The 26732-nt window shown below is 36.1% G+C and carries 18 protein-coding genes and 1 riboswitch; of the genes, 7 read left to right on the top strand and 11 right to left on the bottom strand.

Translation table 11 applies throughout. The features are described from left to right. Positions 1-86: 86 nt before the first annotated feature. From CER22_RS11525 to CER22_RS11500, 6 genes are all read right to left on the bottom strand, one after another. On the bottom strand, positions 87-1637 hold the full coding sequence (locus CER22_RS11525) for a solute symporter family protein (RefSeq protein WP_001103252.1): 1551 nt from the start codon (positions 1635-1637) through the stop codon (positions 87-89). A gap of 2 nt (positions 1638-1639) precedes the next feature. Beyond that, positions 1640-1981 carry a DUF485 domain-containing protein gene (locus CER22_RS11520; protein WP_062822009.1) on the bottom strand — a complete coding sequence of 114 codons (342 nt, stop codon included), beginning with the start codon at positions 1979-1981 and terminating at the stop codon, positions 1640-1642. A 309-nt stretch (positions 1982-2290) separates the two neighbouring features. Beyond that, positions 2291-2920 carry a sterol desaturase family protein gene (locus tag CER22_RS11515; protein ID WP_000832138.1) on the bottom strand — a complete coding sequence of 210 codons (630 nt, stop codon included), beginning with the start codon at positions 2918-2920 and terminating at the stop codon, positions 2291-2293. 82 nt (positions 2921-3002) lie between these two features. Beyond that, positions 3003-3296, bottom strand: coding sequence for a hypothetical protein (locus CER22_RS11510; RefSeq protein ID WP_000286360.1), 294 nt, complete (start codon positions 3294-3296; stop codon positions 3003-3005). Positions 3297-3315: 19 nt separating this feature from the next. Then, positions 3316-3948, bottom strand: a complete 633-nt coding sequence (locus CER22_RS11505; RefSeq protein ID WP_000466560.1) for a LysE family transporter — start codon at positions 3946-3948, stop codon at positions 3316-3318. 138 nt (positions 3949-4086) lie between these two features. Beyond that, complete coding sequence (locus CER22_RS11500) at positions 4087-4815, bottom strand: YqcI/YcgG family protein (RefSeq protein WP_088608784.1); 729 nt, start codon at positions 4813-4815, stop codon at positions 4087-4089. A gap of 266 nt (positions 4816-5081) precedes the next feature. On the opposite strand from CER22_RS11500, the gene cspB reads away from it, so the two are divergent. Then, complete coding sequence (gene cspB, locus CER22_RS11495; RefSeq protein ID WP_001161731.1) at positions 5082-5279, top strand: cold shock-like protein CspB; 198 nt, start codon at positions 5082-5084, stop codon at positions 5277-5279. Positions 5280-5398: 119 nt separating this feature from the next. Then, the gene (locus CER22_RS11490; protein ID WP_000534395.1) at positions 5399-5647 is read left to right on the top strand and encodes a DUF2564 family protein; all 249 of its coding nucleotides are present in this window, start codon (positions 5399-5401) and stop codon (positions 5645-5647) included. A gap of 32 nt (positions 5648-5679) precedes the next feature. On the opposite strand, the gene CER22_RS11485 is transcribed toward CER22_RS11490, so the two are convergent. The 3 genes from CER22_RS11485 to CER22_RS11475 all read right to left on the bottom strand — a co-directional run bounded on the left by CER22_RS11485 (position 5680) and on the right by CER22_RS11475 (position 7165). Beyond that, positions 5680-5856 carry a zinc-finger domain-containing protein gene (locus tag CER22_RS11485; RefSeq protein ID WP_000358801.1) on the bottom strand — a complete coding sequence of 59 codons (177 nt, stop codon included), beginning with the start codon at positions 5854-5856 and terminating at the stop codon, positions 5680-5682. Between the two features lie 12 nt (positions 5857-5868). After that, complete coding sequence (locus CER22_RS11480) at positions 5869-6528, bottom strand: ribonuclease H family protein (RefSeq protein ID WP_088608783.1); 660 nt, start codon at positions 6526-6528, stop codon at positions 5869-5871. A gap of 148 nt (positions 6529-6676) precedes the next feature. Beyond that, a complete protein-coding gene (locus CER22_RS11475; protein WP_088608782.1) occupies positions 6677-7165 on the bottom strand; it encodes a QueT transporter family protein in 489 nt (162 codons plus the stop codon). Between the two features lie 6 nt (positions 7166-7171). After that, positions 7172-7216: riboswitch (PreQ1 riboswitch) on the bottom strand. A gap of 132 nt (positions 7217-7348) precedes the next feature. Here CER22_RS11475 and CER22_RS11470 point away from each other — a divergent pair. The 3 genes from CER22_RS11470 (at position 7349) to CER22_RS11460 (ending at position 9597) form a co-directional block, all read left to right on the top strand. After that, complete coding sequence (locus CER22_RS11470; protein ID WP_088608781.1) at positions 7349-8221, top strand: aldose 1-epimerase family protein; 873 nt, start codon at positions 7349-7351, stop codon at positions 8219-8221. A 70-nt stretch (positions 8222-8291) separates the two neighbouring features. Further along, entirely contained in the window at positions 8292-8678 is a 387-nt protein-coding gene (locus CER22_RS11465) for a reverse transcriptase-like protein (protein WP_000573873.1), read from the top strand. A 13-nt stretch (positions 8679-8691) separates the two neighbouring features. After that, the gene (locus CER22_RS11460; RefSeq protein ID WP_048543452.1) at positions 8692-9597 is read left to right on the top strand and encodes a DMT family transporter; all 906 of its coding nucleotides are present in this window, start codon (positions 8692-8694) and stop codon (positions 9595-9597) included. 2 nt (positions 9598-9599) lie between these two features. Here CER22_RS11460 and CER22_RS11455 read toward each other — a convergent pair whose 3' ends face one another. Further along, a complete protein-coding gene (locus CER22_RS11455; protein ID WP_001195212.1) occupies positions 9600-9860 on the bottom strand; it encodes a DUF6123 family protein in 261 nt (86 codons plus the stop codon). Positions 9861-10042: 182 nt separating this feature from the next. On the opposite strand from CER22_RS11455, the gene CER22_RS11450 reads away from it, so the two are divergent. Continuing rightward, a complete protein-coding gene (locus CER22_RS11450) occupies positions 10043-10603 on the top strand; it encodes a cysteine hydrolase family protein (protein ID WP_088608780.1) in 561 nt (186 codons plus the stop codon). Between the two features lie 33 nt (positions 10604-10636). On the opposite strand, the gene CER22_RS11445 is transcribed toward CER22_RS11450, so the two are convergent. Next, complete coding sequence (locus tag CER22_RS11445) at positions 10637-11497, bottom strand: GNAT family N-acetyltransferase (protein ID WP_088608779.1); 861 nt, start codon at positions 11495-11497, stop codon at positions 10637-10639. Between the two features lie 122 nt (positions 11498-11619). Between CER22_RS11445 and CER22_RS11440 the strand changes: the two genes are divergently transcribed. Further along, complete coding sequence (locus CER22_RS11440; RefSeq protein WP_088608778.1) at positions 11620-26652, top strand: DUF7507 domain-containing protein; 15033 nt, start codon at positions 11620-11622, stop codon at positions 26650-26652. Positions 26653-26732: the final 80 nt, after the last annotated feature.

Raw genomic sequence — 26732 nt, 5'->3', positions numbered from 1 at the left:
AAATTAAGACAAAATCCTACTTACAATACAGTAATATTTACAAGAAAAAAAGAGCTTTTCTTATATATCGAAAAGCCCTTCTCTTTTTAATGTGACGATGCATCACTAACACCATGACCTGTATTAGATTTCACAAGAATCTCATCAAATTTCGCAGCATCTTCTTTCTTACTAGATAACACGGTTCCTAAATATGCTGCAAGGAATCCAAGCGGAATTGAAATAATTCCAGGTGTCGTATATGGGAATATCGCTTCCCCAACAAATATAGCTTTTCCAGCTACAGGGTTCCAAACATTTGGACTTAAGGCTACGAGAACAATTGCTGATACAAGACCAACGACCATACCCGAAATGGCACCTGTTGTATTGAAGCGCTTCCAATATATTGTGAATAATATAACTGGTAGATTTGCACTCGCTGCAACTGCAAATGCTAATGAAACTAAAAATGCTACGTTCAACGTTTGAGCAAATAACGCTAGTATAATGGATAATACCGCTACCCCAATAGACGCATAGCGAGCCATTGACACTTGCTCTTTTTCCGTTGATTTCCCCTTGCGAATAATTTCATTATAAAAATCATGTGCAAATGCTGATGCTGCTGTTAATACAAGGCCTGCCACTACAGCTAAAATAGTTGCAAAGGCAATTGCTGATACGAAAGCAAATAAGAAATCTCCACCTAACGCTTTAGCTAATAAAGGTGCTGCCATATTACCAGCAGGGTTTGCTTTCATAATTGCCTCATTTCCTACAAATGCTGCTGCCCCAAATCCTAAGAAGATTGTCATAATATAAAATGCGCCAATTAACCACGTAGCGTACACAACAGATTGCCGTGCCGTTTTTGCATCACGTACTGTAAAAAAGCGAACAAGAATATGTGGTAATCCGGCAGTACCAAGAACTAGTCCTAAATTTAAAGACAGTGTATCAAGACCATCCTTATACTTTACCCCTGGATTTAAAAATGAATCTTTTAATGGCGTAGCTGTTTTCATTTGCGCGAACATTTCAGTCACACTAAAATTAAATTTTGAGAAAACGATAACAGAAATAATAAATGTACCAGCCATAAGTAATACAGCCTTAACAATTTGTACCCAGCTCGTCGCAGTCATTCCGCCAAAAATAACGTACACTGTCATTAATGTACCAACGATTAAAACGGATGTCGTATATTCGATCCCTAATAATAATTTAATAAGTGCACCAGCCCCAACTAATTGTGCAATCATATAAAAAATCGAAATCGTCATTGTATTAAGCGCTGCAACGCCGCGAACTTTTTTCGCATCAAAACGCGCCGCAATCATATCTGCTAACGTGTACTTCCCTAAATTTCGAAGTGGCTCTGCAACTAAGTATAATACAACTAAGTAAGCAACTAAGAAACCGATACTATAAAAGAACCCATCAAAACCAGTTAATGCGATGGCTCCGGCTATACCAAGAAAAGACGCAGCAGACATATAATCTCCCGCAATGGCCAGACCATTTTGCCAACCAGTTAATCCCCCTCCAGCTGTATAAAACTCACTCGCATTTTTCGTTTTCTTCGATGCAAAATAAGTTATGACGAGTGTACCAAGAACGATGATTAAAAATAATGCAAAAGCGGTTACATTCAAAGTTAGCCCCTCCCTTTTTGCATATCTTGTAGAATTTTTTGCGAGATTTTATCAAAGGATTCTGCTTTTTTGCTATAAATCATACATAATGACCACGTCATGATAAATTGCGCAAATGCAAACACCCATGCCCACGTAACATCCCCAAATGCTGGTGTATTGAGCACCTTTGAATACGATGTTAAAATAGGTAATGCAATAAAAAAGCTTAAAAAGAAAATACTCATCGGAACGATAAACTTCTTTTTCGTATTTAATAGCAATTGAAATTCTTCTGACTGAACAACCTCTGTATAATTCACTTCATTTTGTAACTTACGTGCTGATGTATCATCTCTTTTCATTCCCATTCCCCTCTCTTACTGAAAATACAATTCCCCCTTGTATACCTAAAGACTAAATTTTATAAATATTCAGAAACTTATTTCTATTTTAGACAATCCATACATTCCTGCAAAGATTTTTCGATAGACATTTTTCGCCAATTTCTCCTAAGTTTTTAATATACTTTTTCAACATAAAAATTACGCACTTCAATTCCTCACCAGTCAAGCTTTACAGGAAGTTATCTTCCATCTAACTTCCTCATATTTGCCGGATTTTGAGGCGGGAGTTTTACCACCCGGCAAATTTCCAAATAAAAAAAGTAGTGCTTATCGCACTACTTCTGTCTTTTTCTCTTTTTCTAAATTACGAGCTGTTTCACTTAATTCAACGTCTTTCCCATCTTTAAGTGTTCCAAATATGAAATCGAATACTGGATTTGAAACACCAAACCAAAACTTTTCATTTTTATAATGGTGTAATATGTGCTGTTTTTTTAGCCATCTTCCAAACTTAGTGAACGGACGAATCGGCTTATGTGCAATATAATGTTTCCATTCATAAACGAGAAGCATGATAATCATTCCAATTCCGAATGAAAGTGTAATAGTAGCACTTTTTGTTATACCATATGCTATAAGTAAATATATAGTAAAGCTAGGTATACTAAACCATACAGGCAAAAACAATAGTTTTAAATCATCTGGATATACATGATGATCATAATGTAATCTTCTTAACATTTTTAATAAAAATACGTTTTTAGGTGGCTTTAAATGGAATAAAAACCGATGTGTCATATATTCGTTAAGCGTATAAAAAACAATCCCAAACAAACACGCGAACATACCGATCCATGTGAAAAATTGCATTTTTAAAATAATGATGAAAATAAATAAAATACTATACATAATAACGATATCATGTTGTAAAAAGAACTCTTTCCCCACTCTCTTCATCTTCCTTCCCCCTTTTCCAAAAAAACAGCCGCAACATATCGTTACGACTATTTCTTTTATTTTTTATTTTATTCTATTCACTTTACAAATTTGCCTGCTGCTCTATTGTCGAGAAAAAATTGTTCGATCCAAATATATTTTGCTTTGGAATAATATGTTCCACCGCAAACACTGTTACTTCTCCTCTTTGTACCTCTCCAATAATGAGCCCAAATATTTCATGATTTAGCGCAAACGTTGGTTGCTTTGTTTGCAGTAATCTTGCTGCATTATGAAATACCGCTTCATATAGTGGATTCCTATCAGTAATTTCTTTTCGGATTTTGGGTGCTAACGTAATAATAATTTCTTTTCCGTCAATAGTGGTTCGATACATAAAAATCTCCCCTTCAATCTTATGTGAACAACTGTAAAGCTTTGTATGCAAAATGGATAGAATATCCTACTAAAATAATACCGGCTCCGGCTGTTATATAGCCAAGTGCTTTTTGCTTTAATAAAGTTCTGCCAAAATGGACAGAAAAAGCAATATTTAAATTCCATAAAATAATGCCAACGATAATACAAAGACTGTATAAAAAGGCTTCTTGTTTCGTTACCTTCGTAAGCAATGAGCTAAGTGTACTTCCGTATATACCAAACCAAAAAACAAGATTTAATGGATTGGATATCGCAATTAAAAAACCTGCCATAAACGATTGTTTAAGGCCACCTACCTCTTCCTTTTTATATTCCATATTCGAGTGGGAAATTCCTTGTTTTACACTTTGAAATCCTAAATAAAATAATAAGAAAAACCCTGTGCAATACATAAAAGCTTGTACATATGTATACATAAACACAGAAGATAAACCGAAATAAATGAGAAGCATAAACAAAATATCTGCAGTCATTCCACCAATTCCAACAACCCATGCATGCCAAAAACCTCGTTCAATTCCTCGTTTTAACATTTCAATATTAATCGGACCTACTGGCGCAGCTAATGAAATACCTAATACAATTTGTTGTATAATCGCTCCAAACATCGCTCTATCCTTTCTACTTCCTTTACTATTAAGTAATGATGTAATGATTAAAAATAGACTAGCTTTCATCAAAATATTTACTACTAAAATACCCTTTTTTATCCAAAATATGCAAAAGAACCATCTGGATGATGGCTCTTACTTTTCTAACTTATGAAGAAAAGGACATTTTCCTTTTATCGGCTCTACATCGTCTCCTATGAAGTATTGTTTCCATTCGCGATGATCTGGATCACCATAATGACTAATGTTAGGGTGTTTCGGCAGCTGATCCCACTTTTCAACTCGATCTCGGACCGTTTGTCTTGAATATGCTCCTTTAGGGCGATCCCCTTCTAATCCATCAAAGATGGTACGCGGTTGAAATCCAATAACGAGAGAATTTCCTAAATGCCTAGTTTTTCGTTGTTTATAAGCTGGCGCATTTCCAAATGCGAATATCGGTTCACCACCAAATGAAAATTCCCATAAGTAATGGTCTGGGTCTTCAGGAATTTGCTTCGGCCATGTTTGGTCATCGTTTTCATGTAAATATTGTAGTACTTTCCAAAAGTACTCACGATAATATTCCAGTGATTGTTCCTCACATTCCGGTTCCACAAAAAGAAAGAATCCTCTTCTTACAATTGGGCGCTCTTTCATTAACTCTAAAAAAGATAACATTGTATGTGGCAAATGACTCCAATCATTATGAGAGAGAAATGAATAACGAAGTTCATTCTTTTTCAAAGCTGTTAAGCCGAAATAACATGGGAAAGTTGGTTCTAGCACGACACTCGAAAAATTTTGAAATTCTTTTGCAACCCAATTTGGTATGTCAGTTCTCGTTCTCATTCCTTCATTATCTAATAAATAAGACTCATTCATTCTTTCTTTCACCTCATTATGTATAGCATTCAATTAAGAATATTACATACTCGGCCTGTCCTATACCTATTTAAAAATTCGGCTGAAAAATTATTTAAAAATACAAAAAAATAAAATCGCTTACTTGACTAATTTCTACCAATTCGTGTATATTTAAATTAATCATTTAGCAGAATATTCAAGATTATAGCATTTTTAGTTTATATTATCTTTCAAATGAATTTCACTAAATGAAAAAAGCAAATGTTTTTAGGAGGAATTGTAACATGCAAGGAAAAGTAAAATGGTTTAACAACGAAAAAGGTTTTGGATTTATCGAAATGGAAGGCGCTGACGATGTATTCGTACATTTCTCTGCTATTCAAGGTGACGGCTACAAAGCTTTAGAAGAAGGTCAAGAAGTATCTTTCGATATCACTGAAGGAAACCGCGGACCTCAAGCTGCTAACGTAGTAAAACTTTAATCCAACATATAACAGGAGGTTACCTTACTTGGTAACCTCCTTTGTTATTCCTTTGTATATTTCCGTTTTACAGAGCAAAAACTATGTGAAATGCGCAATATACAAAGGAGGAAGTAATAATGGGATCAGAAGTAAATGATTTTGAAGAAGTGAAATTCCGTGTAGAAACAGCACAAAAAATGGTAGGGTCAGCGACAATTTCAATGGATCCAGATACATTAGAGCATGCGACTACTGCTGTAGAAGCCGCTCGCTCTCAGCTTGAAATTATGAAATCTGTTGCGACAGATTTAGATGAGCCATTTTTAATGAATGAGGAAAAGAAATTAAGTAAATGCGAGCATCAATTAAATGAAGCAAGACACTGAAAAACATCCAGAGAATTTTCTCTGGATGTTTTTCATGATAACTGTTCCCCATACTTTTTCAATGTTTCTCCAACTGTACATTGTCGTATACAAAATGAATGAGCGTAATACTTACTATTTGTCTTTCGATTATGTTCTCGCAAGAAACATCCTTCACAATACGTTTCTAATAAGTCATTTACCTCTGTAATGAGTTGCTTTTTATCCACCTTTGCACCTCTCTATTCGGTTATTTCTTTATGACTATCAATGACTGTTCCTTCTAATGCTTGCGTAGCTAATTGATGCGCTTCTTTATTTTGTTTTCTAGATATCGGTTCACATACAAGTTTTAATTTCATTTGCTTCGCTTTTTGTTCAATTTGATCTAAGTAATGATTTAAATGCTCATCATAACAAGGCCATTCTCCAGCCAATTGCTGCAGTACAACTTGAGAATCGCCGCGAAGTGTAACTGCTTCATACTTAATTCCGAATTCCTCGAGTATATTCATGCCATATAGTAATGATGCATATTCCGCTTCATTATTATCATATATACCTTCTATATATGCATTACGGCGAATTCGGTATTTTGTATTTCCTTTTTTATAGTATACACATATACCTAATCCAGCTTCTTTCGTCTGTACATCATAACCGCCATCAAAATAAACGAGGATTTCTTGGGGCTCTTCCTCCACTTGTTTACTCAGCTTTTTCATTTCCTTTAATGACCATTCTGCATCCATTTCATCATAAAATGATAGTTCTTTCACTCTTCCTGTTTTCTCGAAATCCTCTGCAAATTGCAATACATCGTCTATGTTCATATAATCTGTCGTTAATTCCGTCTGCAATCCGCTCTTTGTTTTATACAACCAATGAATTTTATATTTCATACTAGATTCCCCTTATATAAGACTTCTTATATGTAGTCAGCTAATGAAAGCCTCACTTTATTTTATTATATTGTATCAAGAGTCACAGCATTATATTCAATATGATTACATACAAAAAGAGCTATCCCTATAGGAATAGCTCTTTCATCTATTGCATAAATCTTTCAAATTGTACTCGTTTATTAATCCAGTACATTACAGGCATACCAATTGCCATGACAACAAATTCACCGATGGCACATGTTAACCAAGTCAAAATAAATGGTAAATCAAATGCAAGATGAAGCTCAATTGCAATCATAAACATTGTAATTGTAAAAATAACTGTATTAAAAATCATACGAGCCCAAACACCTTTAATAAATCGCATAGAAATAATCGTTGCAACTAATGCAAGAATAGATTGCCCTACTCCAAATACTAAATCGTAAGCGATCATAGGTGAGAAAAAGAGATTTGTTAAAAATACACCTAATACAATTCCGTAAATTGCTTTCTTATTAAATACAACAAGATGATTAAACATCTCTGAAATACGAAACTGTACACTCGTAAAGCCAAATGGCTGAATAAGCATAGAAACAGCAATATATAATGCCGCTAAAATACCATTACCGACTAATGTTCTTATATTCATGACAAAATCTCCTTAGTTTTTTTACGTGGGATGGTTTCGAACCACGTTATTCGTTTTTTAAGCAACAAGAATATATTCTACGCAATACACACCCTCTCGTCAATAGATTCCTATCATTAACTACCTTTTTTCTTTTAGACAACGTATAATAAAACATATGAAAGTTTTAGGAGGTTTCACTTCATGACAGCAACAATTCAAAATGAAAAAGTGGTCGTTTCCATTTCTGACAAAGGTGCAGAATTACAAAGCGTTCGCTTAAAAGAAGATAACACTGAATACTTATGGCAAGGCGATTCTTCTTATTGGGGGCGCCGCGCACCAATTTTATTCCCAATTGTCGGCCGATTAGTAGATAATACATACTACGTAGATGGTAAACCATATTCTTTAACACAACACGGCTTTGCTCGTGATCTTACATTCTCTGTACAAGAACAAAGTGAAACGAAAATCACTTATATTGTAACTAGTAATGAAGAAACATTAAAAAAATACCCATACCAATTCGAATTACTCGTTTCTTATGAGCTAGACGGACAAATCGTTCATGTAACATATGAAGTAAATAACCCTACTTCAAAAGAGATGTTCTTCTCAATCGGAGCACATCCTGGTTTCAACTTCCCCTTATTAGAGGGCGAATCATTTACAGATTATCATTTATCATTTAATGGTTCTGAACGCTTAGAAACAAGCGTATTAGAAGGACCTTACCTTTCAAGTAAAAAACAATTAATCGCTGAAAATACGAATGAATTACCACTTACATACGATTTATTCAAAAATGATGCGCTTATTTTTGAAAATATGAATACGGATGAAATCTCTATTCGTTCTCATAAACATAATAAATTTGTAAAAGTAGAATTTGATGGCTTCCCATTTGTTGGCGTATGGACACCAGGTGAGAACGCACCTTTCTTATGTATTGAACCTTGGTACGGTATTGCTGATGAAGTAAATCCAGCAAAAGATTTAAAGGAAAAAAAAGGAATTCAATCTTTACAAGCGAATGAAACATTTACATGTCGTTATAGTATTACAATCGGCTAAGTTACTCTATCCCCTACTTCAAAGAAACATATAAGTAGGGGATCATCTTATAATTTGGAGGTTTCTCATTTTGATTGAAGTATATATTGATGGTGCATCAAAAGGAAATCCTGGTCCTTCTGGTGCTGGAGTGTTTATTAAAGGGGTGCAACCAGCTGTACAATTATCATTGCCCCTTGGGACAATGTCCAATCATGAAGCAGAATACCACGCTTTACTTGCGGCATTAAAATATTGCACGGAGCATAATTATAACATTGTCTCTTTTCGTACAGATTCGCAACTTGTCGAGCGAGCTGTCGAAAAAGAATACGCAAAAAATAAAATGTTTGCACCACTATTAGAAGAAGCATTACAGTACATAAAAAGTTTCGATCTCTTTTTTATTAAGTGGATTCCAAGTAGTCAAAATAAAGTTGCTGATGAGTTAGCTAGAAAAGCTATCTTACAAAATTAACGGGGGTATGAGTGTGAAAAAAGATTGGGTTGCTCCTCTTGCTTTATTATTTGTCTCTTTTATTTGGGGAGCTACATTTGTTGTCGTTCAAAATGCTATGTCTTTCGTTGGTCCATTTACTTTTAATGGTATTCGCTTTTTATTCGCTGGAATTATTTTATTATTCGTTCAAATGATTTTCTCAAAAAAATCTTCAAAACAAGATATAAAACAGAGTAGTCTCGCTGGATTAATCGTTGGATTTTTTTTATGCGTTGGCTATGTATTACAAACATTCGGCTTACTTTATACAACTTCTTCAAAAGCTGGTTTCTTAACAGGTCTTAGTATCGTTATGGTACCAATTTTGTCTTTTATCTTTTTAAAACAAAAAGCTACCATTTTTATCGTAATGGGCATTGCTGTAGCAACAGCAGGTTTATACTTATTAACTGCTGGTGATTCTTTTCAATTAAACATTGGAGATATACTCGTTCTCGGTTGTGCAGTTGCTTTCGCTGCCCATATTCTTGTTAACGGCTTCTTCTCTAAGAAAATATCACCTTTATTATTAAGCACGTCGCAAGTATTAGCTGTCGGTATGTTTTCTTCTATTTGCGCCTTTTTGTTTGAAGATTGGGAAAAATTATTTTCAGTAGCACTATGGACGAATTCTTCCTTTTTATTCGCTCTATTTCTAACTTCCCTATTTGCGACATCCATTGCTTTTTTTATTCAAACATCAGCACAAAAACATACGTCTCCAACGAGAGTAGCAATTATTTTCGCAATGGAGCCTGTTTTTGCTGCATTAACAGGCGTTCTCGTTGCAAACGAACAACTTTCTATTTCCGCTATTATCGGATGCCTATGTATTTTCCTAGGCATGGTTTTTGTTGAATTACCTTCCAAAACAAAAAAAGAAGCGCAGGCTGCGTGAAGTTACGCTTGTAACTTCCGCATAAAAGCCTTAGCGCTTTTTTTATCTGTAATTTCTTCTTCTTTCAAACGTTCTAATAACGCAACAAAATAACTCCCATCAAACTGTAATTGATGTTTAATTGTCGCTTCTATTGCTGCGTTCACAATTCCATCAGATGCACCAGTATATCCTTGTCCAAACATAATAAACCCTTGTGCTTCCTCTGATAGTTTAAATCCTTTCGTATGTAAGAATGAAAGATAATCTTCTACTGTTTGCATGATATTCCCACCTACTCAAAAATTCTCCATCTCCTATCATACATGTTTTTACACGCTATGAGAATGAAATTTCTTTGACAACTTTGTAAATCTATCGTCTACTGCATAGACAATAAAGGTTTTCCTTGCAATATGAATGAATATGTATAGTGGAACTTATTTCATATTAAAGGGGAGACACGATGAAACAAGCACTATTAATTATCGATGCGCAGCAAGAATTAATGGATGGGAATGAACAAGAAAAAGAAGTTTTTCGCAAAAAAGAGTTATTATCTACACTAAATACAGCCGTACAAAAAGCAATACATGCAAATGCCCTTATTGTTTTCATAAGAGATATCGATGTTGCTTCTGGTAGCGGAGAAGGATTTGAAGTACATAATGAAATTAAAGTACCTCAGTCTGTAATCCTTATTAATAAAGCAGCAACAAACGCATTCTATGGCACTTCTCTACTTGAACTTTTAAAAGAAGAAAAAATTAATCATATCGTTATCGGTGGATGTAAAACAGAACATTGCATCGACACCGCAGTTAGAACAGCTACTGTACAAGGATTTGATGTTACATTAATTAAAAACGGTCATTCCACAACTGATTCTAACGTGTTATCTGCAGAACAAATTATCGAGCACCATAATAAAGTTCTACACGGTCATTATAATGTGGATCATTTTTCTATGGTGAGAGATATCGAGGAAGACCTCTTCCAACCAACTCACGACCAATATCGTGATTAATAAAAAAGAATCCTTCATTTAGAAGGATTCTTTTTATCCAAAAATTTGCGCTGCAATACTGTATAGTTCCCCATTTCTTTTCAAAAATTGATCACTATTTCTCATCATAATTGGCGGTGTATTAACCTTTTGAAAACCAGTAATCTCTAATTCTTTCATGAAACCTTTCTTTCCTTCTGGTACATCAATTCTTAATTTACCATGGTGCTCTCTTGCTAAATCATGCACAATTCTCATTGCCATCGCATCATTTTTCGCAACGACTGGACCTATTATTTTATTTTCTGGTGTTTGTATACTTAAACCGTAACCTAATACATTTTGGTTGTTGTCCTTTACAACGATGCACTGTTCACTTTGTATAATTCTTTTCGTTAAAAATGCTTTTCTATTTATTCCAAACGCATTTTCATCTAATTTTATTATTTTTTCTAAATCACACTCTTCATAATTCATCATATAATCTTCATTTCCTACACAATAATCATTCACATTGTACGAGTTACATATGTATTTAGAAACATAGCTTACTGCCCTAAATCCTAGTTTTTCATATAACGGCTTTCCTTCATCCGTAGCAATAAGCATAATTGGAGTTTGAGCCGATACGCTCTTAATGCATGAATTCGTTATCGCCTTTCCAATCCCATTCCCCTCATATTTCGGATGTACAATGACCATTCCGATAGACGCTAATTTCTCCCCATATAATATAATTGCCGCGCTAGCAATAAGTTCCTTTCTCTTATTCCACACACCGTATATAATACCTGAATCAAAAATAGTTTCAATTTCTTCTTTATTATAATCCCACCCAATATAAGAAGATAATGCTACAATATCGCCTATTTGTTCGTCCCTAAGACGCTCCACCTTAATTTCCAATTCAAGCATACTTCATCCCCTTCTCTAGACATTTAAATCATTATTATTAAATCAACTTGTACATGTTTCCCTTTATTTGTCACACACATATCCTATTTTGACCAAGACTATATTATAAATGAGGTGACAACATGCCCATTACGAATCGATTTTCTACCACCACTAACGGCGCACTCGCGATTACAGGTAATACTTTAGGCTTAAGTAAAATTAGTAATCAAAACCGGGCTGGTACAATCGGGGCAATTGGTGCATTTATAACTACAAATACCGCTTTACAAGTACCGAGTTTTCCTGCTGGTACAACATTAAGTTATACACAAAATAGTTCTACCGCTATTTTAAATATCCCTGCTGGTAGTACTATTCTTTACGCAGAACTCGTTTGGGGTGGAAACTACTTATCTCGTGATCAAAACATTACGAGTGTATTAGGAAACTCGGTTTCTTTTACAACACCTGTTTCAACATACTCGATTACCCCTTCAGCTGTTACAGCTTCAAATCAAACATTCGTTTCCGGATCTGTCACATTTGGATTTTATACACGTTCTGCAGATGTAACATCCCTCGTTCAAGCTGGAGGATCTGGCTCTTATACAACCGGTTCTGTCCCTGGACTTGTTGATCCTTTAGATGCTTCTAACGGAGCTATCAATTCTTCTGGATGGACGCTCATTGTCGCTTATCAAAACGGTTCCTTACCCGCAAGAAATTTAACAATTTACGTAGCTGGTAACCGTGTTTCTGTAGAAACTGGTAGTGCAGATGTATCTGTCTCAGGGTTTTTAACACCTGCCGGAGGACCTGTAAGCGGGAGATTATTTATAAGTTCTACTGAAGGGGATGCTGATTTAACTGGGGATCAAGCATTATTTGGACCAAATTTCAGTTCATTAAATGCATTATCCGGGCCAAATAATGCTGTAAATAATTTCTTCGGTTCTCAAGTGAATAATGCTGCTGGAAATTTAGATACAACTGGGACATTTGGAACACGAAATCAAAGTGCTTCTACAAGTACAAATATCTCCGCAGGAAGGCAAGGCTGGGACATTACTTCTATTGATATTTCTCCTTATTTAACAAATTCCCAAGTGTCTGCCGCAATCCGTTTAACTACTAACGGAGATGCATATATGTTAAATACAGTCGGATTACAAATTAATATAAACTCGCCTAACATACAAGCAACGAAAAATGTGAATAAAAGTGTCGCTGCAATCGGAGACGTCCTCACTTATACCGTTACTATCCCTAACACTGGACTTCTTCCTGCCAATAACGTTATTTTTATAGACAGTCTTCCTAACGGCACTTCCTTTATACCTGGCACTGTAACGGTAGATAGCATACCACAAACAAATGCAAACCCGGCTGCTGGTATATCTCTTGGAACCATTAATAATAACGCTTCTCGTACAGTAACTTTCCAAGCAACTGTCGTTTCCCTTCCAAATCAGAATCCAATTTCTAACACTGCGAATATTACATTTCAATATACACCAATTGCCGGTGGAACAACTTTTAACGGTCTTGCAACAAGCAACTCTGCAGGAACACAAATTAATCTTGCAGATATTAATGGTACAAAATCAGTTAACAAACTTTTTACTGATATTGGAGAAACGTTAACATACAGTATTGCCTTAGCTAATATAGGAAATATCGCGGCAACGAACGTTATATATACGGATCCGATTCCTAGCGGGACAACTTTCATTCCAGGGAGTGTAACTGTTAACGGCGTTACTCAAGCTGGAGCGAATCCCGCTAATGGTATATTCATTGGAACCATTGCTGCTAATTCTACGACTACTGTTTCATTTCAAGTATTCGTTCCTTCTATCCCGCAAACAAATCCAATATTAAATAGTGGCACAACAACATATCAATACATTCCTGTACCAAATCAGCCAGCAGTAAGCGGGACTGATACGACCAATATCGTATCTACTCAAGTGAATAACGCTACTGTCACAATGACGAAAGCGGTAGATAAAAATTTTGCAGATATTGGTGATACACTAACGTACACTGTTTCCTTTACAGGTACAGGTAATACTAATGCGAATAACGTTATTTTTAAAGATATCATTCCTACTGGAACAACTTTTGTTCTCAACAGTTTAACAATAGATGGAACGACACAAGTTGGAGCAAATCCTGCTAACGGTGTAAATGTAGGATCCATCCCAACTGGCACAACAAAAAATGTTTCGTTTCAAGTAGTAGTAAACACAATACCCGCGTCAAATGTCGTTTCTAATGGATCAAGCGCTTCTTATCAATATACCGTCAATCCTAGCCAATCACCCGTTACAAAAAATATCTCTTCTAATCTTGTTTCCACTCAAATTAACAACGCGAATTTAACATTAACAAAATCAACAAACAAACAATTTGCTACAATTGGCGAAACGATAAGTTATACAATCCTCATTACAAACAGTGGAAATACAGCCGCAACTAACGTGCAACTAACAGATCCACTTCCAAATGGAACGATATTGACTCCTGGTACTGTAACACTAAATGGAGTTTTGCAAAATGTAAATTCTCTCGTCGCTTTACCTATCGGAACAATTCCTGGCGGAGCTACTTTTACTCTTTCTTTCCAAGTAACAGTTATTAATATTACCGCCCAAAATCCTATCATTAATAATGCTTTCGCTTCTTATCTATATACTGTTAATCCAAGTCTGCCACCAACTTCAAAAACAGCAAATTCTAATTCTGTTACATCAACAATTAGACTAGCAAACCTTCAAGCTACGAAGTCTGTAGATAAAACATTTGCGGAAGTTGGAGATGTATTAACTTATACCTTTGCTCTTACAAACGATGGAAATGTTGCGGCGAACAATGTAGTACTATCCGATTCAATTGCGAATGGTACTGCCTTTGTACCAAACAGTGTTACAATTAACAATGTTGCTCAGCCAGGTGTTACACCAGCTAGCATCAATATTGGTAGCATCAATGCAAATACTACAATTACAGCTTCATTCCAAGTATTAATAACTAGCATCCCAAATCCAAATCCTATTTCAAATAGCGCTTCTATTTCCTATAACTTTATCGTGGATCCAAACGCTTCACCTGTAAGTAAGAACACTACTTCAACCACTACATTTACTCAAGTAAACGATGCAAATGTCATTTCAGCAAAAACAGTGGATCGGGCATTTGCTACTGTTGGGGATGTATTAACTTATACTATTCTTTTAACGAATGCAGGAAGTGTTACTGCTGATAGCCCTACTTTCGTTGATACGAATCCAGACGGTACTACCTTTATTCCAGACACTTTCCTTATTAATAGTGTACTCCAAAATAACGCTGATCCAAACGCCGGTGTTCCGTTACCTTCCATTCCTGCTAACGGTGAAATTACTGTTTCTTATCAAGTAACCGTCACTGCTTTACCTACACAAAATCCAACAACAAATTCATCTAGTACACAGTATAGCTTTATTCTAAATCCAGGCGATCCACCAACTATAGAAACCTCTTTAAGTAACACTGTAAGCACACAAATTAATTTAGCAAATGTAGTTATTGTCAAACAGGTAGATTTAACTATTGCTGATGTTGGGCAACCAATCACATATACAATTGCCTTAGCGAACCTTGGGAATACTCCAGCGAATAATGTAGTTGTTACCGACATACTCCCTCCTGGTACGACTCTTGTACCAAATAGTATTTTTATAGGCGGCGCTTTACAGCTAGGTGCTGATCCAAGTGTTGGTCTTCAAGTTGGAACAATTCCCGCAGGTGGAATTACAACCATTGTTTTTCAAATTAGTGCAAATAGTTTACCTTCACCAAATCCAGTTCAAAATAGTGCTGCACTACAATATAGCTTTATCGCAGATCCAAATTTACCTGCTGTTGTTAGAAATGCCACTAGCAATATCGTAACGACACAAATTAACACCGCAAATCTTGTTGCTACGAAACTAACAAGTACAAATTTCGCTGATGTTGGCGATGTCATAACTTATGCAACAATTTTAACGAATAACGGCAATATCCCTGCCACTAATGTAACGTTTACAGATATCATTCCAGATGGTACCATCTTTCTTCCTAATACTGTAACGATTAACGGTGTCCCTATAGCAAATGCAAATCCTGCTAACGGCATTTTGATCGGTACGATTGGGGCAAATTCATCACGTACCGTTTCATTCCAAATTTTTGTACCAACTATTCCTGCTGTAAATCCAATTACGAATCAATCAGGCACTACATTCCAATACACGTACGATCCATCCAAACCAGCCATCATGCAGATGGTTGCTTCTAACACTGTACAAACAGCTATTAATAACGCTACGTTTACCCCTGCAAAATCTGCTGATAAACAGTTTGCGAACGTAAATGATATTATTACGTATACGACTACTTTAACAAATAACGGGAACACACTTGCATCAAGTATAGTATTTACAGATACCATTCCAAGCGGGACATCTTTTATTCCAAATAGCGTAACAGTAAATGGTACTACGCTCTCTAATGCAAATCCAGCAAATGGCATAGCAATTGATCCGATAAATCCTAATGCAAATACGACCATCTCGTTCCAAGTGCAAGTAAATTCCATTCCGAATCCGAACCCTATCCCGAACCAAAGTAACACAACGTACCAATATTTCGTAAATCCTAACTTACCTCCAACATCCTCCAATGCGTTAAGTAACGTAATAACAACTCAAATTAATAACGCTACAATCATCGCTACGAAATCAGTGAACACACCGACTGCTGCAATTGGAGATATCGTTACCTATACGATTGCAGTTACGAACACAGGAAATATTCCCGCTAGTGCAACTGTTTTAACGGATGGACTTGGCGCAGGGGCTTCATTTATCCAGAATTCTGTAACTATTAATAATGTTCCACAGCCAGGATTAGATCCCTCACTTGGTATTCACTTAGCAGATATTCCTCCCGGAGATACTATATTCATTACTTTTCAAGCACAAATTTTAGCGATACCACCTAGTGGCACATTAACAAATAACGCTCTTGTAAATTATGAATATAACGTGAATCCAAACCAATCACCTGCTGTTGGTAGTACAATTACGAATACGACGGTTACTCCAATTATTGATGCTACTCTATCTATAAATAAAACTGTCAATTCAACATTCGCTACTATTGGAGATACACTCACTTTCACTTCTACCATTATTAATTCCGGGAACACTACCGCAAACAATGTTATTTTTACAGATTTACTGCCAGATGGTACGACGTTTATCCCAAATAGTTTTACAGTAAATGGAATAACTATTCCTAATACAAATCCACAAAACGGTATTAATATCGGGAACATAAATTCAAATGCATCAGTTATACTCAGCTTTCAAGTAAACATTACAACAATCCCAAATCCTAATCCAATTCCTAACAAATCATCGCTTCAATATAGCTTTATTGTTGATATAAATGAACCGCCTGTTTCACGAACCGTTCAATCCAATAAAACTTTTACTCAAGTAAATACTGCCTCCGTTATCGCAACAAAAACTGCAAGCAGTACATTTGCTGCTGTTGGAGATACAATTACGTATACAACTACTCTCACTAATAGCGGAAATACTACCGCAAACACACCTGTTTTTATCGATATATTACCACCTGAACTTTCATTCGTTCCTGATAGCTTACAAATTAATACCATCCCACAACTTGGATTTAGACCAGATAGCGGGATTTCTTTAGACCCCATTCCAGTTGGGGGAACAACAACAATTAGCTTTCAAGCTATCGTTGGCTCAATACCAGCTACAAATCCTACGTTGAATCAATCCAGTACGACATATTCTATCATTGTGGATCCTACCCAGCCGCCAGTGACAGAAACAGCTACAAGTAATCCAACTTTAGTGCAAATTAACGAAGCTATTATTCAAGCAACAAAAAGTGTCGATCGTCTATTTTCTGACATCGCACCCGGAAATTCATTTTTAACTTATACAGTTTTATTGGATAATATAGGAAACACAACTGCTACTAATATCACTTTTACAGATCCGATTCCAAATAATACAGTATTTATAGAAGATAGCGTTCGAGTAGGTGGGGTTTTATTACCTGGAGTAAATCCGGCGAACGGGATACCAATTGGGGATATTATTGCAGGAGATTTTATAAACGTCACCTTCCGTGTGCAAGTAGTTAGCATCCCAAATCCTATTTTTACAATCGGACCTGGGGGACCAAACTCACCCGTTGTAAACGGAGCTTCTATTAATTATCAATTTATGACAGGGCCTAATTTACCACTCGTTTCACGAAGTACAACATCTAATCCGGTTTCAACACAAATAAATTCCGGAGAAATTTTGGCAATTAAATCTGTAGATAAAACTTTTGCAAAGATCGGGGATACACTTTCCTATACAATTTCATTAAGCAACCCTGGAAATGTCACTTCACAAAATATACTTTTCACGGATATTTTGCCTGATGGAACGACATTTATATCTGGTACTCTTGTAAATGATTCTGGTGCTCAGCAAATTGGAAACCCCGCTAACGGAATTCAAGTTGGAAATATAAATCCTGGCAGTACGATTGCTATTACGATAAACGTACTTGTAACAAACATTCCAAGTATAAATCCAATTTCAAATTTTAGTTCTGTACAGTATTCACATGTGGTCGATCCTAGCCAACCTGCCGTATCACAAACGAATATATCTAATACTGTTTCGACAACTATTAATAGTGCTATATTAACTACTACAAAAAGTGCTGATAAATCCATTCTTTCTGTCGGAGATACGATTACGTATACAACTACTATTACAAATACAGGAAATACTGCAGCAACGAATATTACTTTCACAAGCGCTATTCCAGCCAACACTACATTTATACCAAATTCGGTCACAATCAATGGTATGCAGCAACTTGGTGCACGGCCAGCACTTGGAGTCAATATACCCAATATCGCTCCTGGCGAAACAGTAACCGTTACTTTCCAAGTAACTGTTATTTCTATTCCCCCTTCAAGTTCAATTATGGATAACGATACAATTTTATACTCTTATACCGTTGATCCAAGCGCAGCTCCTGTTACTACTTCTACTTCAACGAACAGCGTTACAAACCCTGTACTAGATGCTATGATAACGATGATTAAATCAGTTGATCAAACACTTGTAACACTAGGTGATACTATTACCTATACGACACTTTTAACGAATAGTGGGAATACAAATGCTACGAATATTACGTTCACTGACCTTATTCCAGACGGTACAACGTTCGTTTTGGATAGTGTCACAATAAATGGCATCACACAAATTGGTCTTAATCCTAATACAGGTATTACAATTGGATCAATTGCTCCTAACAGCTCAATAGCAATAGCATTTCAAGTTACCGCTACTTCTACTCCTGTTCAAAATCCTATTGCCAATTCGGCTAGTGCTTCTTACACATTTATCACTGACCCTAATGCCCCTATTGTTTCAAGGAATGTTACTTCAAACACAGTGTTCACTACAATTAACACAGCTATCATTCTTTCATTAAAACAAGTCGATAAATCCTTTAGTCGTATTGGAGACACACTCACCTATACTGTTGCTTTAACAAACAATGGAAATTCATCCGCACAAAATGTTATTTTCTCAGATACAATGCCGAGCGGAACTACATTTATTGCAAACTCATTTTCTATTAACGGGGTTCCTCAAAGTGGTGCGGACCCATCGAACGGTGTAAATATTGGGCCTATAACAGCTGGGTCTACAGTAAATGGTTCATTCCAAGTAAACGTGGACTCATTACCAACTGAAAATACAATTGTAAACTTCTCATCGACATCGTACCAATTAGTCTCACCGCCTGATCCAGAAACTTCAATTAGTAATCCTGTTTCAACACAAATTAAAGAAGCTATATTATCCATGACGAAAAATGAAAGTGTCTCCTTTGCAGATATCGGGCAAACTGTTTTTTATACTACGTCTATTTCGAATATAGGAAATACAGATGCAACTAATATTGTATTTGCAGATGCATTACCAAGTGGACTCACATTTGTTCCTAACACATTAACTGTTGATGGTGTTTTACAACCTGACGCGAATCCAAATACAGGTGTATTACTTGCAACACTTCCACCAAATGAAATATATAGTATCGTATTTCAAGTTACGGTTAACAGCATCCCACCTATTAACCCTGCACCAAATATAGCATCAACGACGTATGAGTTTAGTGTTGATCCAGGTAATCCGCCGGTATCGAATACAGCTAGCTCCAACACTACACTTCTTCAAATAAACAACGCAAATATTATTAGCACAAAAACAGCAAATCTTACTTTTGCAGATGTTGGTAATACAATAACATTTACACTTAACCTTCCTAATACCGGGAATGTTGCTGCTACTGATGTAACTATTATCGATATTCTTGATAGCAATTTAAGTTTCATTCCAAATAGTTTCACAGTTAATGGGCAAACCATTCCAAGCGCTGATTTGTCTACTGGTGTAAACATAGGTTCAATTAATGGTGGTAATACGGCAATCGTTACATTCCAAGCAACTGTTACTACACTTCCAACACTTAATCCAATTTCTAATTTTGCTTCTACCACATATCATTATGTCGTTGATCCTAGCCAGTCACCTATTACAACTTCCAATCAATCCAATACAACGACAACACAAATTAATAGCGCTATCCTTACTGCACAAAAAAATTCAAATGCGGAAACAGTAGATATCGGGCAAGATATTGTATACTCAGTTACGATTACAAATAGCGGCAATGTTAGTGCGACGAATGTTATTTTTACCGACCTAATTCCAGACGGAACTTCCTTTGAACCGAATAGTTTTACACTTAACGGAACTACCATCCCAAATGCAGATATCATTACAGGCGTTCCAATTGGTGATATCGCGCCAAACGAATCTGTCATCGTAGCATTTCATATTAATGCCAATGAAATTCCACCTATAAATCCAATTACCAATCAAGCTAGCGCTAGCTTCCAGCATATCGTTAATCCGGCTAATCCACCTGTTTCAAAAAATATTACTTCTAATAGCGTTACAACAAAAATTGAAAGTGCTATTTTAAACACTATTAAAATAGGAGATAAAGCTTTTGCAACGATCGGTGATACGATTACGTATACAACCACTATTACGAATACAGGAAATATCTCTGCTAACAATGTTGTTTTCTCAGACCCTATACCGACATGGACACAATTTGTTGCAGGATCAGTCATTGTTGATGGCACTTCATTACCATCCGCTTCTATCATTGACGGTGTTGGCATAAATACAATAACTCCCAATCAAATCGTAATAATTATGTTCCAAGTGCAAATCATAAGCAACCCAACAACATTCACACCTGAACTCCAAAACTTAGGATTTGTGAACTTCCAATATAACGTAGGAAATGCATTACAACCTCAGCCTGGCAATGTGGAAACGAACGTCTTCGTTACTTCTATTAATTCAGCAATACTTTCAGCCGTAAAAACTGCTAATACAGCCTTTGCAAATATCGAAGACACGATCACTTATACAGTTTTGATTCAAAATAGCGGCAATACAAACGCTACGAATGTAAATTTCTCAGACCTCATTCCAGCAGGAACGACCTTTGTTGAAAATAGTTTTACTGTAAATGGAAGTACCATTCCAGGTGCAAATCCAAATAACGGAGTGAATATCGGAACCGTTAACGCGGGTAGTTCCTTAACTGCTACTTTCCAAGTCATAGTTACATCTACTCCACCTTCGAATCCAATTACAAACGTTGCATCTATTCAATACGAATTTATAGTTGATCCGGCCTCTCCTCCTGTTACCGGCACAATAAATTCTAATAGTGCTTCCACACAAATTAATAACGCGACTGTTACAACTGTTTTAGAAGCAAATCGTACAATCGTATCTACCTTAGATATAATTACGTATACAGCAACATTAACGAATACTGGAAACTTCCCTGCAAATTCTGTATTACTCATTAACGGAGTTCCTGAAGGGACATTATTTGTTCCAAATAGTGTCACGCTTAACGGGATTTCACTTCCAGATGCAAGTCCAACTCTCGGTATTCCAGTTGGTATTATCGCACCAGGTGATTCTGCTACTATTACGTTCCAATTTCTTGCAAGTTCTATTCCACCACAAGGAGCGATTATAAATCAAGCACTTACAAGTTACACTTATATTGTCGACCCAAGTCAACCTCCAGTTACAGCAACATCTTCATCTAATACGGTAAATACAGCTGTCGTTGATGCATCGCTATCTGTAATTAAAAATACAGATTCTCTCGTACAATCTACTGACGGTACAATCACTTACACGGTAGTCGTTCAAAATAACGGAAATACAACTGCAAATACAGTTACTTTAACAGATTTGGTCCCAGAAGGAACTGCATTTATTCCAAATAGTGTAACCATAAATGGCGTTTCAGCTCCGGGTGCTGATCCAAACGTAGGAATCTCCTTAAACGCCATTGCACCTTCAGAAATCGTCACCGTCACATTCCAAGTTATCGTTCAATCCATTCCAAACGTGAATCCAATTTCTAATATAGCCCGTATTGACTATACTTTTATCGCCGATCCAACTGCTCCTATCATCTCTCGAACAATTACGTCTAATCCAGCTTTCACACAAATTTCGGATGCGAATGTTCTTTCTTTAAAAGCTGTCAATGCACAACAAGCAACAACCGGTGACATTTTGACCTATACGATAACGCTAGAAAATACCGGAAATATTCCAGCTACTAATCTCATATTTTCAGATACGATTCCAGAAGGGACTACATTCGTAGAAAATAGTTTTACACTTAACGGAACAGCTATACTTGGTGCAAATCCAAATGCAGGTGTTACTTTGCCTAACCTAGTAGCAAACGCTACTCACCTTATTTCGTTCCAAATTCTTATTAACGATTCATTCTCGCAACAATCGATTACAAATCAATCTAATACAACATATACAATTCAACCAGACCCAGGACAACCGCCTATTACCGAAACATCTACAAGTAATATTGTCATTACAAATTTCGTGCAAGCACAATTGACAGTTACAAAAACGTCCAATCCAATAACTGTAGATATTGGCGGAACTATACTTTATATTTCTGAAGTGAAAAATATCGGCAACGTTGACGCAATAAATATTATTTTTACAGATTCTATTCCAGCTGGGACTACATTCGTTCCCGACAGTGTCACAATTAACGGTGTACTTCAGCCAGGTGTAAATCCAGAAAACGGAATACCAATTGGAACGATTACACCAAACAGTTCCAAAACAATACTATTTCAAGTACAAACAAATAATCCACCAACTGCAACCGAAATTGTAAATCAATCATCTGTAAATTACCAATATGTAAGTATTCCTACAGCTCCACCAGTGAATCGCTCTGCAAATTCTAATATCGTTACAACATCACTTCAAAATGCAAATATTATTTCTGTTAAACAGGCGGATGTTACTTTCGTAGCCATCGGGCAAAATATTACCTACACAAATACAATACAAAATATAGGAACTGTTCCAGCTAACAATACGGTGTTCATTGACAACTTTCCAGAAGGTACTATATTCATTGAAGATAGCTTATCAATAAATAATGTGATTCAGCCTGGTGCAAATCCTCAAAATGGAATAACTCTCGGCACGATACAACAAAATGAAACAGTCACTATTTCATTTCAAGTACAACTTACAAATATACCAGAGGGCAACACTGTCATTAACATTTCAGACACTTCGTATGAATACCAAATTGACCCTAGTTCTCCGATTGTTCAGCGTAGATCATTATCAAATGCAGTAAATACTGAAGTGCGGACGGCAAATGTTAGTGCAATTAAATCTGCTAACAGATCTATTACACGTATCGGTCAAATCATCACATATACAGTCGCAGTTACAAACGCTGGTACAGTACCTATTACAAATACTATCCTAATTGACGCAATTGCTGCTGGCACTACATTCGTTCCAAATAGCATCCTTGTAGACGGCATACCAAGACCTAACGAAAATCCAATTACCGGTATCAATCTTGGTATTATCCTTCCAAATAATACGATTATTGTTACGTTCCAAGTAAATGTAGTCTCTATACCTGCACAAAATACTATTAATAATATCGCTGTTATACACTATGAATATAAACCGGAACAAAGCGCACCACCAATTTCAGAAACAACCTCTTCCAATACTACAAATATACAATTTATTGATGTGATTCTTATCGCTACAAAATCTGCTAATAAAGTATTAGCTAATATTGATGACACCATTGAATATACAGTATTCATTCAAAATAACGGATCTACTACAACTAACTCCATCTTTTTTACAGATACTATAGAAGATGGAACAGTATTTATTCCGGGAAGTGTAACAGTTAACAACACTGTACTTCCTGCAGCAGATCCGAATATCGGCTTTTTCATTCCTAATATTGCGTCAGGGCAAGCGACTACAATAACGTTACAAGTTTCCGTTACGAATTTGCCAGCTTTAAATCCAACGCCTAATACTGCAAACATCGTCTACGACTTTATTTTCAATCCTGACTTTGCACCAATTCAAAAATCTACTACTTCCAATACTACTTTCGTCCAAATTAATGATGCTGATATCGTTTCACTGAAAACTGTTGATTTAACTTCTGTAACGATTGGTGACATTTTAACTTATACAACAACTTTAACGAATATAGGAAATGCAGATGCTACTACTGTTGTATTTACAGACAATATACCTGACGGAACAACCTTTATAGAAGGTAGCGTTTTAGTAAATAATATTCCTCAGCTTAACGCGAATCCAAGTACTGGTATACTTGTAGGAACGATTGCTCCTAACGTTTCTATCCCAGTCACATTTTCCGTTACTGTGGTAGCTCTTCCAGCTAGTGGTCGTATTCAAAATCAATCAACTTCTCGTTATACAATTAATAGCGAAGAACAAATATCGACTAGTAATATTACTATCACTGAAGTTATTTCTGCTCATGTAATTGCAACAAAAACAACACCTATCCAATACGCTGACCTACAAACGATTATCCCTTACACAATTTCCATCACGAACAATGGGAATATACAAGTTGAAAACATTATCGTTACAGATATTATTCCGGCGAATACGAGCTTTATAGATAATAGTGTTATTGTGAATGGAAACGCCCGTCCAAGTGACAATCCACTTAACGGGATACGAATTGATAACATTCCGCCTAATACGACAGCAACTATTCTATTTCAAGTACGGGTTACTTCGATTCCGCAAACAAATCCAATCTCTAACACGAGTACAATCGAATACCAATACACCATACCAAACCAGCCGCCTATTACCGAAACTATCATTTCATCAGCTGCCGTAACAGAAATTCATCACGCAAATTTAAATAGTAATAAAGCTGTTGACCTTGCATTTGCAACAGTCGGTGACACGTTAACGTATACGATTACACTCAATCAAACTGGTAATGTTGCAGCGAATAATGTAACCATTCAAGATATGATTCCTCAAGGTACTACATTTATAGAAAATAGCGTCATTGTAAACGGAGAAGCCCTTCCGGGAGTTAATCCAGTAAGTGGTATACCAATTGATACTATAACTGTCGGCGGAAACGCTGTCGCTTCATTCCAAGTAACCGTGACTTCTATCCCAACACCAAATGAATTGACGAACCAAGCCATTACTACTTTTAACTATATAGTCAATCCAAATAATTTACCTGTTACAAACACGACTACAACAAATACCGTCACAACAACTGTCCAAAATGATAATGTCGTTGCCATAAAGTCTGTTAATGCTACGAATGCTTTACCTAGTCAAACTGTAACGTATACAATTACGATTACGAATAGTGGTAATGTAACGATTGAAGATATTATTGCCATAGACACCGCACCAGTAGATACAACCTTCGTTACAGGCAGCGTTACGATTAACGGAATCAATCAGCCTAATGAAAATCCTGAAAATGGTATTACATTAGGAAGCCTTACTCCTAATGAATCTACTATCATTACTTTCCAAGTAACAATATCTCCTACAACTCTTCAACCAGCAATTAATAACGATGCTTCTGTTTCCTATACTGTTACCATTGACCCGAATGAACCACCTATTACAATTACAAAGCAAACAAATGTCGTTACAACAACAGTAGTTGATCCTATGGTTCGTATTAACAAAACAGCCGACACATCTATTGCCGTTATAGGTGATATGATTACATTCACATTAGAGGTATTGAACCATTCCCCGATTCCTACGATAAGTACTTCTATTTTAGATATCATTCCAACTGGTACAACATTTATAGAAAACAGCGTAACCATTAACGGCACTCCTGTTCTAAATGTCCGTCCAGACACTGGTATGAATATCGGTGCTTTACCAGCTGGCTCCGTAGCAAAGATAGCATTTAAAGTTCTCGTCACGTCTATCCCTTCAAACAGCACAATTATCAATTCTGCTTCCGTCACAGCCGCCTTCCAATTGACACCACAGGACCCAATTATTACTTTCATTGACAATTCAAATATCGTTCGTATACCAGTTCAATTTATAACTGCAACAGTAGTGAAAGATGCTTCCGTCAGCTCAGCTTATTTAAACCAATATTTTGATTATACGATGCGTATTACGAATACTTCTGATATTTCACTTTCAAATGTTTCATTACAAGATACCATTCCAGCAGGTTTACAATTTATGAACGGTACTGTCTTTATTAACAGCGAACGCTCTCCACTAGCGAATCCGAATATCGGTTTCCTAGTTGCTACTAATTTGGAACCAAACGAAACAATTATCGTATTATTCACAGTACAAGTGATAAGTCCACCTGTTAATAATGAATTTAAAAATACGGCGGATATTTCTTTACAACTTCAAGTCTCGCCTACCGATCCACCAATTACAGTAACCGTTACAAGCAACGAAAACATCGTCACTTTTATTCCAAAAAATCCTGATGAAACACTTCCAAATTTCAATTGTTTCTTTGACGGCGAACGTTTTATACGCATTACTCCTCGAAATATACGAAATTACTTTTGGACTTGGATTTGGTGGCGTTAATTTAAACAAAAAGAGATTGTAGTTTGGTTGAAACCAAATTACAATCTCTTTTTTATTCCCTTTATCGTAATACCTAATAA

It is taken from the genome of Bacillus sp. K2I17, assembly GCF_002209985.1.
GTDB lineage: Bacteria > Bacillota > Bacilli > Bacillales > Bacillaceae_G > Bacillus_A > Bacillus_A wiedmannii.
Note: the sequence above shows the minus strand (reverse complement) of the source record. Positions and strands in the feature narration are given on the sequence as shown.

What these genes read in the sequence shown, in the direction of transcription:
- cspB (WP_001161731.1), top strand. Translation starts at nt 5,082, where the DNA reads ATGCAAGGAAAAGTAAAATGGTTTAACAACGAAAAAGGTTTTGGATTT.
- CER22_RS11445 (WP_088608779.1), bottom strand. Translation starts at nt 11,497, where the DNA reads ATGCTTGAATTGGAAATTAAGGTGGAGCGTCTTAGGGACGAACAAATA.
- CER22_RS11515 (WP_000832138.1), bottom strand. Translation starts at nt 2,920, where the DNA reads ATGAAGAGAGTGGGGAAAGAGTTCTTTTTACAACATGATATCGTTATT.
- CER22_RS11480 (WP_088608783.1), bottom strand. Translation starts at nt 6,528, where the DNA reads ATGAAATATAAAATTCATTGGTTGTATAAAACAAAGAGCGGATTGCAG.
- CER22_RS11470 (WP_088608781.1), top strand. Translation starts at nt 7,349, where the DNA reads ATGACAGCAACAATTCAAAATGAAAAAGTGGTCGTTTCCATTTCTGAC.
- CER22_RS11500 (WP_088608784.1), bottom strand. Translation starts at nt 4,815, where the DNA reads ATGAATGAGTCTTATTTATTAGATAATGAAGGAATGAGAACGAGAACT.
- CER22_RS11520 (WP_062822009.1), bottom strand. Translation starts at nt 1,981, where the DNA reads ATGAAAAGAGATGATACATCAGCACGTAAGTTACAAAATGAAGTGAAT.
- CER22_RS11450 (WP_088608780.1), top strand. Translation starts at nt 10,043, where the DNA reads ATGAAACAAGCACTATTAATTATCGATGCGCAGCAAGAATTAATGGAT.
- CER22_RS11505 (WP_000466560.1), bottom strand. Translation starts at nt 3,948, where the DNA reads ATGTTTGGAGCGATTATACAACAAATTGTATTAGGTATTTCATTAGCT.
- CER22_RS11440 (WP_088608778.1), top strand. Translation starts at nt 11,620, where the DNA reads ATGCCCATTACGAATCGATTTTCTACCACCACTAACGGCGCACTCGCG.
- CER22_RS11490 (WP_000534395.1), top strand. Translation starts at nt 5,399, where the DNA reads ATGGGATCAGAAGTAAATGATTTTGAAGAAGTGAAATTCCGTGTAGAA.
- CER22_RS11455 (WP_001195212.1), bottom strand. Translation starts at nt 9,860, where the DNA reads ATGCAAACAGTAGAAGATTATCTTTCATTCTTACATACGAAAGGATTT.
- CER22_RS11510 (WP_000286360.1), bottom strand. Translation starts at nt 3,296, where the DNA reads ATGTATCGAACCACTATTGACGGAAAAGAAATTATTATTACGTTAGCA.
- CER22_RS11475 (WP_088608782.1), bottom strand. Translation starts at nt 7,165, where the DNA reads ATGAATATAAGAACATTAGTCGGTAATGGTATTTTAGCGGCATTATAT.